The sequence below is a fragment of the Streptomyces sp. NTD107 genome (assembly GCF_059510435.1).
On sequence record NZ_JCAJZV010000010.1, the window covers coordinates 94,620 to 111,814 of the forward strand.

The 17,195-nt window shown below is 72.4% G+C and carries 15 protein-coding genes, 1 tRNA gene and 1 riboswitch; of the genes, 12 read left to right on the forward strand and 4 right to left on the reverse strand.

The features are described 5' to 3' along the window. The first annotated feature begins 60 nt into the window (after window positions 1-60). Both AC5WRL_RS20325 and AC5WRL_RS20330 read left to right on the forward strand, forming a co-directional pair. The gene (locus AC5WRL_RS20325; protein ID WP_496090045.1) at window positions 61-738 is read left to right on the forward strand and encodes a hypothetical protein; all 678 of its coding nucleotides are present in this window, start codon (window positions 61-63) and stop codon (window positions 736-738) included. Further along, window positions 735-2,000, forward strand: a complete 1,266-nt coding sequence (locus AC5WRL_RS20330) for a serine/threonine-protein kinase (RefSeq protein ID WP_496090046.1) — start codon at window positions 735-737, stop codon at window positions 1,998-2,000. The genes AC5WRL_RS20325 and AC5WRL_RS20330 overlap by 4 nt, the downstream gene beginning before the upstream one ends. Before the next feature lie 62 nt (window positions 2,001-2,062). On the opposite strand, the gene AC5WRL_RS20335 is transcribed toward AC5WRL_RS20330, so the two are convergent. Further along, window positions 2,063-2,135, reverse strand: a tRNA-Gln gene (locus AC5WRL_RS20335). A gap of 15 nt (window positions 2,136-2,150) precedes the next feature. Continuing rightward, on the reverse strand, window positions 2,151-2,483 hold the full coding sequence (locus tag AC5WRL_RS20340) for a hypothetical protein (protein WP_496090047.1): 333 nt from the start codon (window positions 2,481-2,483) through the stop codon (window positions 2,151-2,153). A gap of 64 nt (window positions 2,484-2,547) precedes the next feature. On the opposite strand from AC5WRL_RS20340, the gene AC5WRL_RS20345 reads away from it, so the two are divergent. The 8 genes from AC5WRL_RS20345 to AC5WRL_RS20380 all read left to right on the forward strand — a co-directional run bounded on the left by AC5WRL_RS20345 (window position 2,548) and on the right by AC5WRL_RS20380 (window position 11,267). Further along, window positions 2,548-3,942 (forward strand): sensor histidine kinase, encoded by a 1,395-nt coding sequence (locus AC5WRL_RS20345; protein WP_496090048.1) that lies wholly within the window; start codon window positions 2,548-2,550, stop codon window positions 3,940-3,942. Between the two features lie 10 nt (window positions 3,943-3,952). After that, a complete protein-coding gene (locus AC5WRL_RS20350; RefSeq protein WP_496090049.1) occupies window positions 3,953-5,227 on the forward strand; it encodes a cytochrome P450 family protein in 1,275 nt (424 codons plus the stop codon). A 154-nt stretch (window positions 5,228-5,381) separates the two neighbouring features. Then, window positions 5,382-6,389, forward strand: coding sequence for a LysM peptidoglycan-binding domain-containing protein (locus AC5WRL_RS20355; RefSeq protein ID WP_496090050.1), 1,008 nt, complete (start codon window positions 5,382-5,384; stop codon window positions 6,387-6,389). 347 nt (window positions 6,390-6,736) lie between these two features. Next, window positions 6,737-6,881: riboswitch (cyclic di-AMP (ydaO/yuaA leader) on the forward strand. Between the two features lie 3 nt (window positions 6,882-6,884). Continuing rightward, on the forward strand, window positions 6,885-7,574 hold the full coding sequence (locus AC5WRL_RS20360) for a transglycosylase family protein (RefSeq protein WP_496090051.1): 690 nt from the start codon (window positions 6,885-6,887) through the stop codon (window positions 7,572-7,574). A 307-nt stretch (window positions 7,575-7,881) separates the two neighbouring features. Next, complete coding sequence (gene eno / locus AC5WRL_RS20365) at window positions 7,882-9,162, forward strand: phosphopyruvate hydratase (protein WP_496090052.1); 1,281 nt, start codon at window positions 7,882-7,884, stop codon at window positions 9,160-9,162. A gap of 103 nt (window positions 9,163-9,265) precedes the next feature. Beyond that, window positions 9,266-9,775 carry an FtsB family cell division protein gene (locus AC5WRL_RS20370; protein WP_496090053.1) on the forward strand — a complete coding sequence of 170 codons (510 nt, stop codon included), beginning with the start codon at window positions 9,266-9,268 and terminating at the stop codon, window positions 9,773-9,775. Between the two features lie 5 nt (window positions 9,776-9,780). Beyond that, the gene (locus AC5WRL_RS20375) at window positions 9,781-10,329 is read left to right on the forward strand and encodes a DUF501 domain-containing protein (RefSeq protein WP_496090054.1); all 549 of its coding nucleotides are present in this window, start codon (window positions 9,781-9,783) and stop codon (window positions 10,327-10,329) included. Further along, window positions 10,326-11,267 (forward strand): Ppx/GppA phosphatase family protein, encoded by a 942-nt coding sequence (locus AC5WRL_RS20380; RefSeq protein ID WP_496090055.1) that lies wholly within the window; start codon window positions 10,326-10,328, stop codon window positions 11,265-11,267. Before AC5WRL_RS20375 ends, AC5WRL_RS20380 begins: the two co-directional genes overlap by 4 nt. A 7-nt stretch (window positions 11,268-11,274) precedes the next feature. Here the strand turns inward: AC5WRL_RS20380 and AC5WRL_RS20385 are convergent, their stop codons facing one another. After that, complete coding sequence (locus AC5WRL_RS20385) at window positions 11,275-11,424, reverse strand: hypothetical protein (RefSeq protein ID WP_496090056.1); 150 nt, start codon at window positions 11,422-11,424, stop codon at window positions 11,275-11,277. A 312-nt stretch (window positions 11,425-11,736) separates the two neighbouring features. Here AC5WRL_RS20385 and AC5WRL_RS20390 point away from each other — a divergent pair, with 312 nt between their 5' ends. Both AC5WRL_RS20390 and AC5WRL_RS20395 read left to right on the forward strand, forming a co-directional pair. After that, the gene (locus AC5WRL_RS20390; protein ID WP_496090057.1) at window positions 11,737-13,125 is read left to right on the forward strand and encodes an NAD(P)/FAD-dependent oxidoreductase; all 1,389 of its coding nucleotides are present in this window, start codon (window positions 11,737-11,739) and stop codon (window positions 13,123-13,125) included. 175 nt (window positions 13,126-13,300) lie between these two features. Beyond that, window positions 13,301-14,620, forward strand: a complete 1,320-nt coding sequence (locus tag AC5WRL_RS20395; RefSeq protein WP_496090058.1) for a class I SAM-dependent methyltransferase — start codon at window positions 13,301-13,303, stop codon at window positions 14,618-14,620. Here AC5WRL_RS20395 and AC5WRL_RS20400 read toward each other — a convergent pair. Next, window positions 14,607-17,147, reverse strand: a complete 2,541-nt coding sequence (locus AC5WRL_RS20400; RefSeq protein ID WP_496090059.1) for an ABC transporter permease — start codon at window positions 17,145-17,147, stop codon at window positions 14,607-14,609. The genes AC5WRL_RS20395 and AC5WRL_RS20400 overlap by 14 nt on opposite strands. Window positions 17,148-17,195: the final 48 nt, after the last annotated feature.

The window sequence follows — 17,195 nt, forward strand, 5'->3', positions numbered from 1 at the left end:
CGGCCCCGGATATCATCCTCGTCCGCGAGAATTGACCGAACGGGTGGACGGGGAATGCAGATGTACGGGTATGGGCCGCCTTCGCCGGCCGGCCCCCCGCCGGTGCCGAAGCCGGGACCGGTCGCACCACCCAGGGGCCCCGGTGCGCGGGCGCTCATCGTCCGCGCACTGTTCGCCGCCATCCCCACCCTCTCCTTCGGGCTGCTGACCTGGGTGCCCATGCTGCGCTTCGCCCTCCAGCGCAAGCGCGGCGTGGACTGGGCGGTCCTGTGCGGGTACGTGCTGGTGTCGGTCGGTCTGCTGCTCTGGCTGGAATCCTTCCCGAGCACCGGGACGGGCACCGGCACGGGCGCGGGCGCTGGGGTGAAGGCGGCCTCGGGCGACGATTCCGACGTCACGGAAGTGTCCTCGCTGTTCGCCTTCTGCTGGCTCTCGCTGATCGTGGTCGCCACCGTTCACGCGGTACGCGGTGACCGCTTCGAGCGCCCGGGGCGCGTCCCGGCCGCACCCGTCGCGTACACCCCGACCCGGTTCGCACCGCCCACGCAGTACGCACCGTCGCCGCACTACGGGGCCCAGCCACCGCTCCAGCCCGGGCCCCTGCCCCACGCACCCCACGCACCCCACCCGCCCCACACCCCCGCCCCGCCCGCCTCGCCCCGGATGCGGCAGGTCGCCGACGAACTCGACGAACTGGGCGCGTACCTCCGGAAGGACGAAGAAGGCGGTAACCGGTGAGCCCCCGGCTGCTGGCCGGCCGCTACGAACTGACCGAGCCGCTGGGCAAGGGCGGGATGGGGGAGGTCTGGGCCGGCCACGACACCGCGCTCGGCGCGCGCCGCATCGCCGTCAAGCTGCTGCACGCCAACCGGCTGGCCTCCCTGTCCGGCACCACCGACCCCGACGAGCTGCGCCGCCGCTTTCTGCGCGAGGCGCGCGCCACCGCCCGCATCGACCACCCGGGGCTGGTCGGCGTGCACGACGCGGGCAGTGAGGGCGAGGAGCTGTATCTGGTCATGCAGCTCATCGACGGCAGCGACCTCTCCGACCATCTCGCCGAACACGACCCCTACCCCTGGCCCTGGGCCGTGGCCACGCTCGCCCAGCTGTGCTCGGCGCTCGCCGCCGTCCACGCCGTGGAGATCGTCCACCGCGACCTCAAGCCCGGCAATGTGATGATCCGCATGGACGGTCGGGTCACGATCCTCGACCTCGGCATCGCCGCCGTGCACGGCGAACACGAGGAGACCCGCCTCACCCGTACCGGCGCGCTGCTCGGCACCCCCGTCTACATGGCCCCCGAACAGGCGGTGGGCGGCCCCCCGGTCGGCCCGGCCGCCGATCTGTACGCGCTCGGCGCCATCGGCTACGAACTGCTCACCGGGCAGGCACCCTTCCGCGCCCCGAACGCCGCCGGGCTGCTCTACAAGAAGCTGCACGAGGACCCGCTGCCCCTCCAGCAGCTGCGCCCCGACGCCCCGCCCTCGCTCGCCGTGCTCATCCACCGGCTGCTCGCGAAGGACCCCTTCGGCCGCCCGGCCGACGCCCACGAGGTCTTCGCGGCGCTCACCCCGCTGCTGCCCGCCCCCGGCATGGCCGGGGCGCCGCCCGCCGTCCCCATGGACCCCAGCCGGCCGTTCCGGCAGCCGATGTCGCCCTGGCCCGCCACCCGGCCGCGCGGTCGCGAGCAGGATCTGTCGGCGGTGGTGGAGGAGGTACGGCGGCTGCTGGCCCAGCACCACTACGCGCAGGCGGCGGAACTGCTCAGCCACACCCTGCCGCGGGCGGCCGTGCGTTACGGCCAGCACTCGCCGGTGGTGCGCACGCTGCGCAAGCAGTACGCCGCCACCTTGATGGCCACCGCCCAGTACGCCCGCGCGCTGCCGGAGATCCAGCGGCTGCTCCAGGACTTCACCACCGAGCGCGGCCCGTACGACCAGACCGTGATCCAGCTGCGCTCGGACGAGGCGGAGTGCCTGCGGCTGCTGGGTCACCGCTGACGCGGCGAGGCGGGCGCGAAAGAGCGGGGCCCGGCCGGTGACCGGGCCCCGCTGCGGCTGTGCTCCGCCGGCTGGACTCGAACCAGCACTACAAGGATTCAAAGTCCTGCGGGCTACCGATTACCCCACGGCGGATCGCCGGGACAGACCCTACCCGAGCCCACCCCACCACTCGGAATCCACGCCCCCCAACGGCACTTCACCGCCCCTGGCGGGGTTCAGGGCCGGACGGAGACGGGCGTGGGTGCCGATGCGCCGCCACATGATGTGCGGGTCGCCCTTGTGAAGCGGCTCGCCGTACGGAAAGGTGGCGGGCTCGTCCGGCGCCCAGGAGATTTCCCACCCCCCGTCGTGCCCCTGCGTCTTCTTGACCCGCGGCGACGGGCGGGGCGGTACGCCTTCCCGGAGGTCGGCGGCCAACTGCGCGACGACCATCAGAAAGGCCGCCCGCTGGGCCGTGGTCAGACCTTTCTCGCTGCCCACGTGGCTGGGCGCGATTCGGTCGGGGGGCGGAAATGGGGTGGACCGCGCCCGTAGGGTGGGTGGTATGAGCGAGCCGGGGGCGGACAGGGGCGGGGAGGCGGGGCCGGGGGGCGGCGCCGTGCTGTGGTGGTGGGAGCGGCGGCGCTCGGTCGCGCTGGATGTGGTGCTGGCGCTGGGCTCGGCCGCCGAGTGCACCCTCCAGGGGATATCGTTCGCCGGCCGTACCGGGCTGCCCGTGCTGCCGGCCGCGCTGCTCGGCGCGCTGGCCGGGGCCACCCTGCTGGTACGGCGCCGGTGGCCGCTCGCCGTGATCCTGGTGTCCATCGCGGTGCTGCCCGCCCAGATGGGCATGGCCATGGCTGTCATCGGTCTGTACACCCTCGCGGCGACCGAGGCGCCGCGCCGGATCACCGGGGCGATGGCGTCCATGCTGTGCGTGGGCACCGCCCTGGTGACCTTCCTCCTCATCGACCAGGACGCCGGGCTGCGCGAGCAGCCGATACCGATGTGGTTCAAGCCGTTCGTGGCGATTCTGTTCGGGGTGGCGTCCACCGTGCCGCCGGTGCTGCTGGGCATGTACGTACGCGCCCGCCGCCGGCTGGTGGAGTCGCTGCGCGACCGGGCCGACGGTCTGGAGCGGGAGCTGGGGCTGCTCGCCGAGCGGGCCGAGGAGCGCGCCGAGTGGGCGCGCGGCGAGGAGCGGCGGCGGATCGCCCGCGAGATGCACGACGTGGTGGCGCACCGGGTGTCGCTGATGGTGGTGCACGCGGCGGCGCTCCAGGCGGTGGTGGCCAAGGATCCGGGCAAGGCGGAGAAGAACGCGGGCCTGGTCGCGGACATGGGGCGGCAGGCGCTGACCGAGCTGCGGACCATGCTGGGGGTGCTGCGCGAGACGCCCGGCGAGCAGCCGGGGCCCGGCGCGGGCGCGGGCGGGAGCGCGGATGCCGCCGCCCGGCTGGCGGAGATCGCGGCGGCCGGGCGGCGCGGGGTGGGCGGCGGTGCGGCCGGCGGGCCGCGGCTGAGTGAGGTGGCCTCACTGGTGGATCAGTCCCGGGCGGCCGGGATGGCCGTGGAATTGTCGGTGGAGGGCGAGCCGCGCTGCTACGCGGCGCAGGTGGAGTCCACCGCGTACCGGGTGGTGCAGGAGGCGCTGACCAATGTGCACAAGCACGCGGCCGGCGCCGCCGCCCGGGTGCGGCTGGCGCACCGGGACGGCGAGGTGGCGGTGCAGGTGCTCAACGAGGCGCCGGCCCCGCTCGGCGGTGGCGACCCCGGCGGTGGCCGGGCGGCGCTGCCGTCCGGCGGCAACGGCCTGGTGGGGATGCGGGAGCGGGTCACCGCGCTGGGCGGCGGTTTTGTGTCCGGGCCGGTGGACGGCGGCGGCTTCCGGGTCTCGGCGGTGATCCCGGACCGGGACCGTTCCCCGGCCGCCGTCCGGGCGGTGCCGGCGGCCGGTTAGCGTCGTACGGGTGCAGACGACCCCACCCCCTTCGCCCGGCCCGTCCCCGACGCCCGCCCTGTTCAGCCGGGAATTCGGCGCCGACCCGTATCCCGCGTACGCCTGGCTGCGGGAGAACGCCCCGGTGTACAAGGCGGAGCTGCCCAGCGGGGTGGCGGCCTGGCTGGTCACCCGGTACGCGGACGCCCGGGCCGCGCTCGCCGATCCGCGGCTGAGCAAGAACCCGGACCGGCACAGCGCCCAGGCGCACCACAGCGGGCGAGTGGGTATCCCGGGGGAGCGCGGCGCCAATGTGATGACGCATCTGCTGAACATCGATCCGCCCGATCACACCCGGCTGCGCCGGCTGGTGGCGAAGGCGTTCACGCCGCGCCGGGTGGCGGCCTTCGAGCCGCGGGTGCGGGAGCTGACGGCCGGCCTGATCGCCTCCTTCGCGGGGCGGGGCGAGGCGGATCTGATCCATGAGTTCGCGTTCCCGCTGCCGATCTACGCCATCTGCGACATGCTCGGTGTCCCACCGGAGGACCAGGACGACTTCCGCGACTGGGCCGGGATGATGCTGCATCCGTCGGGAAAGCGGGGCGGGGTCGGGCGCTCGGTGAAGCGGATGCGGGCCTATCTGGGCGAGCTGATCCACCGCAAGCGGGCGGATCTCGGCGACGACCTGATCTCTGAGCTGATCCGGGCCTCGGACGACGGCGAACATCTGACGGAGGAGGAGGCGGCGGCCATGTCGTTCATCCTCCTGTTCGCCGGGTTCGAGACCACGGTCAATCTCATCGGCAATGGCCTGTATACGCTGCTGCGCCATCCGGCGGAGTTGGCCGGTCTGCGCCGATCGCTGGCGGCCGGTGAGGAGGCGCTGCTGGCGAGCGCGGTGGAGGAACTGCTGCGGTACGACGGCCCGGTGGAGCTGGCCACCTGGCGGTTCGCGCGGGAGCCGCTCGTGCTGGGCGGTCAGCCGGTGGCGGCGGGTGATCCGGTGCTGGTGGTGCTGGCCGGGGCGGACCGTGATCCGCGCCGGTTCGAGCGGCCCGATGTGCTGGATCTGGGCCGCCGCGACAATCAGCATCTGGGGTACGGGCACGGCATTCATTACTGTCTGGGCGCCCCGTTGGCGCGGCTTGAGGGGCGGGCGGCGATCGGGATGCTGCTGACCGAACTGCCGGATATCCGGCTTGCGGTGGATCCGGATGATCTGCGCTGGCGGGGTGGCCTGATCATGCGGGGGCTGCGCTCACTGCCGGTAGAGTTCACATCCAGCCATGTGACGCACAGTCAGTAGTGTGATCTGTATGTGATCTCCACGGGATCAGCTTGTGATCGCACAGGCGGGCGAGCTAGGTTCTGCGCTCAACCGCACCACTGCGGCCATGCGTCATCGCACCATCGCGTCATCGCAGCACCGTTTCCACGTCGTTCGCACGAGAGGCAGTCACATGCGCTCCGGCACAGGTCGTCATCGTCGTCCCAAGCAGGCCCCCGCGTTCGTGGTGGCAGCAGGCGTCACCGGAGCGGGTCTCGCACTGCCCCTGCTGGGCGCGACATCCGCCGGCGCGGTCACCCCCGAGACCTGGGACGCCGCCGCCGAGTGCGAGAGCGGCGGGGTGTGGACCGCGAACACCGACAACGGCTACTACGGCGGGCTCCAGATCCCCCTCGCGCAGTGGGAGGAGCACGGCGGCACCGACTTCGCCGAGCGCCCCGACCTCGCCTCCCGGGCGCAGCAGATCACGGTGGCCGAGCGGATGCTGGCGGCGCAGGGCAAGTCCGCGTTCCCCAGCTGCGCGGTGTCCACCGGGCTGTGGCAGGAGTTCCGCACCGGCGGCGAGGAGGCCGGGGCGGACGCCGGGGTCCCGGCCGACCCGGCCGGGGCCCCGGAGGCCACCGAGAGCGGGATCGGCGGCGGCACGGTGCCCGGCGGGGCGGCGGACGAGGCGAGCGACGCGGGTTCCGGCACCGGCAAGCCCGCCACTGGCGCGCCGGCCGGCGGGGCGACGGACCCGGCGGGTGAGAAGTCCACCGGGAAGGCCACCGATCCGGCCGCGGACGCGCCGGCCGACAGTGCGTCCGCCGAGGGCACGACGGAGGGCTCCGGCACCGGCCGCCACCGGGGTGGCGCGGCCACCGAACCGGACAGCCAGCCGGGTGAGAACGCGGACGGCGCCGGACGGCACGCCGATCGCCCGGCCGACCGCGCGGGGGAGCGCACCGAGCCCGCCACGGGTGAGCAGTCCGGCGACAGCGCCCCGGACGCCGCCGAGGGTGAGAGCGAGAGCGGCCCGTACGAGGTGCTGACCGGTGACACGCTCTCCGGGATCGCCGATGCCCTCACGGTGGACGGTGGTTGGCCGGCGCTCTACGCGGCGAATGAATCGGTCATTGGGGACAACCCCGATCATATAGTCCCAGGTCTTCAGCTTGAGTTGGGCGTAACGGGCGATTAAGGGCCGGTGGCGGGGAGCGACTTCCGGATGGTGTTAAGTGTGACCATCGTCTCCTTATGAGACGATGCCGCCCGACTGGTCCACACTGTCCGTTTCCCCGCTGACCTGCGCGAACATCCCCCGTTCGGAGTCAAGCCACGCCCGCGCCGCGATCTTCATCGTTCTTGAATCGTGATTCGGCGTGTGTTTAGTGTCCCCCGCTCGGTTTTACACACCGGGTGCTCTGGCCGTACGCCGAATCCTGCCGCCGGCCGGGGGACCACCACTGCGCCACAACCGCTTGGCAGGAGCGGGGGACCCAGTCCGTCACCCGGCGGCCAGCAGGCAGCCGGGGAAGCGGAACGCCGAACCGAGAACGACCCGTTCCTCCCCGGAGCGGGCCGGACCGGAGCGGCTTGGGGTGAAGCCGGGACGGAGCCCATCCGTCCCGGCCGGGCAACTCACTGACCCGAACCCGACAGCTCACCTCGCAGGCGTCCGGTGAGAAGGATCGTCATGCTGTTCTCCGGTAAGGGCCGTCACCGCCGTCCCTCCAAGCCGACCCGCCTCGCGACCGCCGCCGGTGTCACCGGTGCCGCCGTCGCCATCCCCCTGATCGGCGCCACCGGCGCCCACGCCGCCTCCGTCGACACCTGGGACGCCGTCGCCCAGTGCGAGTCCGGCGGCAACTGGTCCATCAACACCGGCAACGGCTACTACGGCGGCCTCCAGTTCTCCAACTCCTCGTGGGCGGCGGCGGGTGGCACCCAGTACGCCTCCCAGGCCGACCAGGCCACCAAGGAGCAGCAGATCGCCACCGCCGAGGTGCTGCTGTCCATGCAGGGCCCCGGCGCCTGGCCGGTGTGCGGCGCCCGGGCGGGTCTGTCCGCCGGCGGCCCGGCCGCCGACGTCAACCCGGGTGGCGGCGCCACCACCGAGACCCCGGCCCCGGCCGAGGAGGCCCCGGCCCCCGTGCGGGAAGCCCCCGTCGAGGAGACCCCGGCGCCCGCCCCGCAGGCCGCCGAGACCGTCAGCGAGAGCGCCCCGGCGGCCTCCGGCGACACCTACACGGTGGTGTCCGGCGACACGCTGTCCAAGATCGCCGCCGCCCACGGCATCAGCTGGCAGCAGCTGTACCACCAGAACAAGTCCGTCGTCGGCGACGACCCCAACCTGATCTTCCCCGGCCAGGAGCTCGCCCTCTGACCCGACCGGCGACGCGATCGGCGACGTGATCGGCGACGCGATCCGCACCCTGGCGGACGCGATCGGCAACCCGGCGGCGCGGGGCGGCTCGTACGGCAGCGCAATCTGCCGTTCAGCCGCCCCGCGCCGGGTTTTCTTCCGCTCTTAAACAAAAAGATGCCTTGCGCCAAAACCGCACCTGACCAGCGGAAATGCCAACCATCCGGCAGATTGTGGCGAGGTTGTGAGCGGCGCCGGGACGGCGGCCGGTTAGGCTCAGAGGGTTTCAAGACGCCATAAGACGTCCAGCCAGACGAAGGAGCCCCTTGTGCCGTCCATCGACGTCGTCGTAGCCCGCGAGATCCTCGACTCGCGAGGCAACCCCACGGTCGAGGTCGAGGTTGGCCTCGACGACAGCAGTACCGGCCGCGCCGCTGTCCCCTCGGGCGCCTCCACCGGAGCCTTCGAGGCGCTTGAGCTGCGCGACGGAGACGCCGGCCGCTACCAGGGCAAGGGCGTGGAGAAGGCCGTACTGGCCGTCATCGAGCAGATCGGCCCCGAGCTGGTCGGCTACGACGCCACCGAGCAGCGCCTGATCGACCAGGCGATGTTCGACCTCGACGCCACCGCCGACAAGTCCTCCCTCGGCGCCAACGCCATCCTCGGCGTGTCGCTGGCCGTGGCGCACGCCGCGTCCGAGTCCCGCGACCTGCCGCTCTTCCGCTACCTGGGCGGCCCCAACGCGCACCTGCTGCCGGTGCCGATGATGAACATCCTCAACGGCGGTTCGCACGCGGACTCCAACGTGGACATCCAGGAGTTCATGATCGCCCCGATCGGCGCCGAGTCCTTCTCGGAGGCGGTGCGCTGGGGCGCCGAGACGTACCACACCCTCAAGGCCGTCCTCAAGGAGCGCGGCCTGTCCACCGGCCTGGGCGACGAGGGCGGCTTCGCCCCGAACCTGGACTCCAACCGCGAGGCCCTCGACCTGATCATCGAGGCCATCCAGAAGGCCGGCTACACCCCCGGCCAGGACATCGCGCTCGCCCTGGACGTGGCGGCCAGCGAGTTCTACAGCGACGGCGTCTACACCTTCGAGGGCAAGTCCCGCACCGCCGAGGAGATGACCGCCTACTACGCCGAGCTGGTCGAGGCGTACCCGCTGGTCTCCATCGAGGACCCGCTGCACGAGGACGACTGGGACGGCTGGCACACCCTCACCGTCCAGCTCGGCGACAAGGTGCAGATCGTCGGCGACGACCTGTTCGTCACCAACCCCGAGCGGCTCCAGCGCGGCATCGACGCCGGCACCGCCAACGCGCTGCTGGTGAAGGTCAACCAGATCGGTTCGCTGACCGAGACCCTGGACGCCGTCGAGCTGGCCCAGCGCAACGGCTACCGCTGCATGATGTCGCACCGCTCCGGCGAGACCGAGGACGTCACCATCGCCGACCTGGCCGTCGCCACCAACTGCGGCCAGATCAAGACCGGTGCGCCGGCCCGTTCCGAGCGGGTCGCCAAGTACAACCAGCTCATGCGCATCGAGGAGATCCTGGACGACGCGGCCGTGTACGCGGGCCGCAGCGCCTTCCCGCGCTTCCAGGGCTGATCCGGGACCGAACCCCGACGCCGCTGCCACCGTCCCCGCCACCCGTCCCGTACGGTGGCGGGGACAGCTGTTTGTACAGGACAGGGGCGACGGGGAGGCTGATGTGGCGGCGAACCGGGACCGGTTCTCCACCGCGACCCGGATCAGGGCGCTGGGCGAGCAGGCCGCCGCCCGCGTCTACCGGGCGCAGAACCGGCGGCTGCGCCGCCCCGTACGCCGCAGCCGGCTCACCGGGCGGGCGGCGCTGCTGGCGCTGGTGATCTGCGCGCTGATCGTTGCGCTCGCCTATCCGCTGCGGCAGTACGTGTCCCAGCGCTCGGAGATCGGCGACGAACGCCGCAAGGCGGCGGAGGCGAAGGAACGGGTGGAGGAGCTGCGGGACGAGAAGGCCCGCTGGCAGGACCCGGCGTACGTGGAGCAGCAGGCGCGCCGTCACCTCCATTACGTACGGCCCGGGGAGACCGGTTTCATCCTGCCGGATCCGCCCGGCGCCCAGGAGGAGGCCGCGGAGGACCGGCTCCGCAACCGTGGTGCCCCGGCCAACCGCCCCTGGTACGACAATCTGTGGGACGGCATCGACAAGGCCGACCGAGCGGCCCCCCTGAAACAATGAGAGCGATGAAGAACCACACGGACACCGACACCGACACCGAGACCGACGCCGCCACCGACGCCGCCACCGACCCCGACACCGCCGCGGTGGCGGCCCAGCTGGGCCGGGTTCCGCGCGGGCTGCGCGGGGTGGCGCACCGCTGCCCGTGCGGCAACCCGGATGTGGTGGAGACCGCGCCCCGGCTTGAGGACGGCAGCCCCTTCCCCACCACGTACTACCTGACCTGCCCGCGGGCCGCGTCCGCGATCGGCACCCTGGAGGCGAACGGGGTGATGAAGGAGATGACGGCGCGGCTGGCCACCGACCCGGAGCTGGCGGCGGCGTACCGGGCGGCCCACGAGGACTATCTCGCGCGCCGGGACGCCATCGAGGTGCTGGAGGGCTTCCCGAGCGCCGGCGGGATGCCGGACCGGGTGAAGTGCCTGCATGTGCTGGTGGCGCACTCGCTGGCGGCCGGCCCGGGGGTCAACCCGCTGGGCGACGAGGCGATCGCGATGCTTCCCCAGTGGTGGCGCAAGGGCCCGTGTGTGAGCGCCGAGGAGCCGGCCGCATGAGGGCGGCGGCGATCGACTGCGGTACGAACTCCGTCCGGCTGCTGATCGCGGACGCCGACCCGGCCACGGGGGCGCTGGGGGAGCTGGACCGCCGGATGGAGATCGTCCGGCTGGGGCAGGGCGTGGACCGTACGGGGCGGCTGGCGCCGGAGGCGCTGGAGCGTACGTTCGCGGCCTGCCGCCGGTACGCGGCGGCGATCGAGGAACACAAAGTGCCGGCGGACCGGATCCGGTTCGCGGCGACCTCGGCGACGCGGGACGCCCGGAACCGGGCGGAGTTCGTCGCGGGCATCAGGGACATCCTGGGGGTGAGTCCCGAAGTCATCACGGGGGATGAGGAAGCGGCCCTGTCGTTCACCGGCGCGACCCGGGAACTGTCCGGCGCCGGCCTGGGCAGCGCGCTGGTGGTGGACATCGGCGGCGGCTCGACCGAATTCGTACTGGGGGACAGGGCGGTACGTGCCGCCCGCAGCGTGAACATCGGCTGCGTACGGCTCACCGAGCGGCACGCGCTGGCGGATCCGCCGACGGCTCCTCAGCTCGCCGCCATGACCGCCGACATCGATGCCGCGCTGGACGAGGCGGCCCGGGACGTGCCGCTGACCGAGGCGGACACCCTGGTGGGCCTGGCCGGGTCGGTCACCACGGTGGCCGGGATCGCCCTGGAACTGCCCGCGTACGACCCGGCGGCGATCCACCACTCCCGGATTCCGGCCGGCACGGTGCGGGCGATCTCCGACCGGCTGCTGGCCGCGAGCCATGCCGAGCGCGCGGCGATCCCGGTGATGCACCCCGGCCGCACCGATGTGATCGGCGCGGGCGCGCTGATCCTGTCCCGGATCATGGCGCGCAGCGGGGCGGCGGAGGTGGTGGTGTCGGAGCACGACATCCTGGACGGACTGCTGTGGAGCGCGGTGGAGCGGGGTCCCAGGCCCTAGGGACGGCCTAACGCCACACGGTGCAGGACGCGAGCGCGAAGAGCGGCGCCCCGATCACCAGCAGACAGCCGGCGCCCACCAGCAGCCGGTCGATCGGGGCGGCGATCGGGCGTGGCGGCGGCGCGGGCGCCGGCGGGCGGGTGGAGAACTCGGGCACGGCGAACGGTCCTTCCGTAGATCGGTGGAGGATTTCACCGTAGGGGTCCGGGCGCGGGCGCCCGACCGGCGAGGACCTTCGTGAAGTTTTTCACATGGGCGCGCCGTGGTGAGTGCGCGGGGACGGCCGAATCGTGATCCACCCGGCCCCCGGGCCACCGGCCCACCCGCCATCCGCCCCCGGGCCGGGGGACAACTCCGCAGGTCGCGGGGGTAAGGCCCCGAAAGGGGCGCGTAGTGTAACAGAGGGGTCTGTGAACCTTGTGAAGGGCCTCACGAGGTGCCCCCCGGGGGTGGGTGGATACTCGATGGCATGAGCACCACGGAGCGTCCCCGAATCCTCGTCGTGGGTGGCGGGTACGTCGGTCTGTACGCCGCCCGCCGCATCCTGAAGAAGATGCGTTACGGCGAGGCGACTGTCACCGTCGTCGACCCGCGGTCGTACATGACCTACCAGCCCTTCCTCCCCGAGGCTGCCGCCGGCAGCATCTCCCCGCGGCACGTGGTGGTGCCGCTCCGTCGCGTTCTGCCCAAGGCCGAGGTGCTGACCGGCCGGGTCACCTCCATCGACCAGGACCGCAAGGTCGCCTCGGTGGCCCCGATCGTCGGCGCCCCGTACGAACTGCCCTTCGACTACCTGGTGGTGGCGCTCGGCGCCGTCTCCCGTACCTTCCCGATCCCCGGGCTCGCCGAGCAGGGCATCGGCATGAAGGGCGTCGAAGAGGCCATCGGGCTGCGCAACCACGTGCTGGAACAGCTCGACAAGGCCGACTCCACCACCGATGAGGAGGTCCGCCGCAAGGCGCTGACCTTCGTCTTCGTGGGCGGCGGATTCGCCGGCGCGGAGACCATCGGCGAGGTCGAGGACATGGCCCGCGACGCCACGAAGTACTACGCCTCCATCAAGCGCGAGGACATGCGCTTCCTGCTGGTCGACGTGGCCGACAAGATCCTCCCCGAGGTCGGCCCCAAGCTCGGCGAGTGGGGTCTGGAACACCTCAAGAAGCGCGGCATCGAGGTCCACCTCAAGACCTCCCTCAACTCCTGCGTCGACGGCCACGTGGAGCTCAACAACGGCGTCGTGGTCGACTCCAACACCCTGGTGTGGACGGCCGGCGTCAAGCCCAACCCGGCGCTCGCCCGCTACGGCATCCCGCTGGGCCCGCGCGGCCACGTCGACGTCGACGGCACCCTCCAGGTCCGCGGCACCGACTACATCTGGGCGGCCGGCGACAACGCCCAGGTCCCCGACCTCGTGCTGCGCGCCCAGGGCGTCGAGAACGCCTGGTGCCCGCCGAACGCCCAGCACGCGCTGCGCCAGGCCAAGGCGCTGGGCGACAACGTGATCTCCGGGATGCGCGGCTTCCCGCAGGGCGAGTACAAGCACGCCTCCAAGGGCGCGGTGGCGGGCCTCGGCCTGCACAAGGGCGTCGCGGCGCTCAAGTTCGGCAAGATGACGCTGCGCTTCAAGGGCCGCATCGGCTGGTATCTGCACCGCGGCTACCACGGCATGGCGGTCCCCACCTGGAACCGCAAGATCCGGGTCTTCGCCGACTGGACGCTCGGCATGTTCCTCAAGCGCGAGGTCGTCTCGCTCGGCGCGATGGAGAACCCGCGCGAGGAGTTCTACGAGGCGGCGGCCCCGGTCACGGCGGCGGCCCAGGCCAAGAAGGCCGACCAGCCCAAGGCCACGGCCGGCTGACACACCGACCAGCACCCCAGACGAGGGACCCCGGCGGAAGCCGGGGTCCCTTCGTCATTCCCGGCCCCGGATCGCCCCGCGGCGCACCACCCCTGGCGGAATCTCCCGGAAAACACGGGTGTTCATGCCATGGTGGGTGGGAATGCCCCACTCCCCGTGACGGAGGTGTGTCCGCATGGCCGTTGCCCCTCGCCTTGTCGCTCTCGCCGAGCAGATGCTCGGCGCCACTGTGCCGGTACGGATCCGGGCCTGGGACGGCAGCGAGGCGGGGCCGCCGGGGGACCGGGACCAGGGCGGGCCCGTGATCGTGCTGCGGCACCGGCGGGCCCTGCGCCGGCTGCTGTACAAGCCGGGAGAGATGGGCCTCGCCCGCGCCTGGGTGGCCGGCGACATCGACGTCGAAGGCGACCTGTACGAGGTGCTCGGCGCCCTCGCCCCCCTCGTGTGGGAGCGCGCCGCGGGCGATGTCGCCGCACCCACCGGGCGGCGCAGGCTCGCCGCCGTACGGGAGTTCGCCGCGCTGGCCGGCCCCGGACTGCCCCCGCCCCCGCCCCGCGAGGAGATGCGGCACCGGCGCGGCGGCCCGCTGCACTCGCTGCGCCGCGACCGGCGCGCCATCTCCCACCACTACGACGTGGGAAACGACTTCTACCGCCTGGTGCTGGGCCCGTCCATGGTCTATTCGTGTGCCGTGTGGGACGACAAGACCGCGTCCCTGGAGGAGGCCCAGCGGGCCAAGCTGGACCTGATCTGCCGCAAGCTCGATCTGCGCGAGGGCCAGCGGCTGCTGGACGTCGGCTGCGGCTGGGGCGCCCTCGTCCTGCACGCCGCCCGCGACTACGGGGTGCGGGCCACCGGCATCACCCTCTCCGCCGAGCAGGCCGCGCACGCCCGCCGCCGGATCTCCGAGGAGGGCCTGGAGGAGCGGGTCGAGATCCGGGTCCAGGACTACCGCGAAACGGGGGACGGCCCGTACGACGCCATCTCCTCGGTCGGCATGGCCGAACACGTGGGCGCCGACCGCTACCGCGAGTACGCCGCCCGCCTGTACGAGCTGCTGCTCCCCGGCGGCCGGCTGCTGAACCACCAGATCGGGCGCCGCCCCGCTCCCGGCGGGGAGCGGGGCGAGAAGCGGTACCACGTGGACGCCTTCATCGACGCCTACGTCTTCCCGGACGGCGAGCTGGCCCCGGTCGGCCGCACCGTGTCCCTCCTGGAGGCGGCCGGGTTCGAGGTGCGCGACGTGGAGGCGCTGCGCGAGCACTACGCCCTCACACTGCGCGAGTGGGTCCGCAACCTGGAGGACCGCTGGCCCGAGGCGACCCGGCTGACCACCCCCGGCCGGGCCCGGGTGTGGCGCCTGTACATGGCCGCCTCGGCGCTGGCGTTCGAGCGGGCGCGCATCGGCGTCAACCAGGTTCTCGCGGTGCGGATGACCCCCGGCGGATCGTCCGGCATGCCGCTGCGCACCCGCGACTGGATCACTCCGATTTGATCGCCATCAGCATGTTGAGCCTGGCGGCGCGCCTGGCCGGCCACAGGGCGGCCAGGACGCCGACCAGCGCGGCGAGGGCGAGGAAGACACCCATCCGCTCCCAGGGCAGCACCAGCTCGTAGGTGTCCATGGAGGCGCCGATCATCTCGCCCACCGCCCAGCCGAAGAACACGCCCAGGCCGATGCCGAGCACGCCGCCGAACAGGGCGATCACCACCGACTCCAGACGGACCATCCGCTTGGTGCCGCGCCGGTCCAGGCCGATCGCGCGCAGCATGCCGATCTCCTGCTGGCGTTCGAAGACCGACATGGCCAGGGTGTTGATGACGCCCAGGATGGCGACGATGACGGCCATCGCGAGCAGCCCGTACAGGATGTTCAGCATCAGGGTGAACATGAAGGCGATGTCCTCGGAGATGTCCTGCTTGTCCTGGACGAGGATCGCCGGGTTGTTGCCCAGCGCCTCCTCCAGCGCCGTCTTCGTGGCGTCCGAGACCCCGCCGGTGGTGCTGACCATCACCTGGAAGTCCTGCACGCGCTGCATGTGCGGTGCGAGGGTGGCGTTGTCAAGCATGATCCCGGCGATCATCTCGTTGGCCTCGTAGACGCCGGTGATGGTCAGCTCGCCCGGGGTGCCGTCCTCGTAGGTGACGCCGAAGCTGTCGCCGAGCTGCCAGCCGTGCTTCTCGGCGGTGTCGGAGTCGACCACCGCGCTGTCGCCGGTGAGGCCGTCGAAGGAGCCGGCGTCGAAGGGCAGCTTGACGAGGCCGGCGATGGAGTCGCCGTTGACGCCCGTCAGATACTCGTCCTTGGTGGAGCCGTCCAGGTAGACGGGCGCGGCGCGCAGCGGGGAGACGGCGGTGACGTCGGAGCGCTCGGCGAGGGTGTCGGCGACCTCCGGGGCGAGCGGGGTGAAGTTGGCGGTGGACACCACATAGTCGGCGGTGATCGACTCGGCGGCCAGCTTGTCGATGGCCTTCTGGGCGCTGCCCGCGATGACCGTCATCCCGGTGATCAGGGTGAGCCCGATCATCAGGGCGGAGGCGGTGGCGGCGGTACGGCGCGGGTTGCGCACCGCGTTGAGCCGCGCCAGCTTGCCGGAGATCCCGCCGATCCGCAGCAGCGGGGAGGCGGCGGCGATCACCGGGCGGGACAGCAGCGGGGTGAGCACGAACACCCCGACCACCAGCACGGCCGCGCCCAGGCCCATGGTGGCGCCGTTGTCGTCCATGGTCGTGCCGGCCAGCACCAGGGCGCCACCGCCGGCGGCCAGGATCGAGCCGAGGGTGTTCCGTACCAGCAGACCGCGGGTGGTCGCGGCGGCGTGCACGCTGCTCATCGCGGCCACCGGCGGGATCTTCGCGGCGCGGCGGGCCGGCAGATAGGCGGCCAGCATGGTCACGCCGACGCCGACCAGGACCGAGGCGAGGACGGTCATTCCGGTGACGACGAGCGGGCCGTCCGGGACGGTGAGGTCGAAGGCGTTCATCAGCCCGCGCAGCCCGGCGGCGACGCCGACGCCGATCAGCAGCCCGGACACGGCGGCGACCGCGCCGACGACGAGCGCCTCGATCAGGACGGACCGGGTGACCTGGCGGCGGCTGGCGCCGACGGCGCGCAGCAGGGCGAGTTCCTTGGTGCGCTGGGCGACCAGCATGGTGAAGGTGTTGGCGATGATGAAGATGCCGACGAACAGCGCGATGCCGGCGAAGGCCAGCAGCACGGTGCGCAGCACGCTCATCTGCGAGTTGATCATCGCGGCCTGGTCGTCCGCCAGTTGCTGGCCGGTGATGGCCTCGGCGTCGGCGGGCAGCAGCGCGGTGATCGCGTCCTTGAGCTGCTGCTGGGTGGTGCCCTCGGCGGCCTCGACGGTGATCTGGTCGTACGCGCCGGGCGCGGTGTACAGGCTCTGCGCGGTGGCGTTGTCGAACAGCACCAGGGTGCCGCCGGCCGCCACATTGCCGTCGTCGGTGGTGAAGATGCCGGTGACGGTCTCCTCGCGGACCGGGCCGTTGACCGACAGCCGGACGGTGTCGCCCACGGCGTAGCCGGTGCGCTCGGCGGTCCTGGCGTCGAGAGCGATCTCCCCGGCCTGCTCGGGCGCCCGGCCGGAGGCCATCGGGTAGCGGGAGTCCTCGCCGGCCCCGTCCGGGCCCGGGTAGTAGTTGGCGCCCCGGGAGTCGAAGCCGCCGCCGACCAGCTTGTTGTCCTTGCCGGCGAGGGCGGCGAAGCCGGACGCCTCACCTATGGCGGTGCCGGTGCCGGGCAGCGCGGTGACCTCGGTCAGCAGATCCTGGCTGAGGTCGGCGGCGCCGCCGGGTCCGGCGGCCTTCGCGTCGTTGTCGGGCCGGATGGCCACATCGACATGGGTCAGGCCCTCCTCGGCGCTCTTCTGGAACGCGGAGGAGATGGTCGAGGTGAACACCAGGGTGCCGGACACGAACGCCACACCGAGCAGTACGGCGAGGGTGGTCATCAGCAGCCTGGCCTTGTGCGCGAGCACATTGCGCAGGGCGGTACGGAGCATGGAGCGGTCCCGGGAGATGGTGGGTGAAGTCTGCGGAAGCGGGGTGGG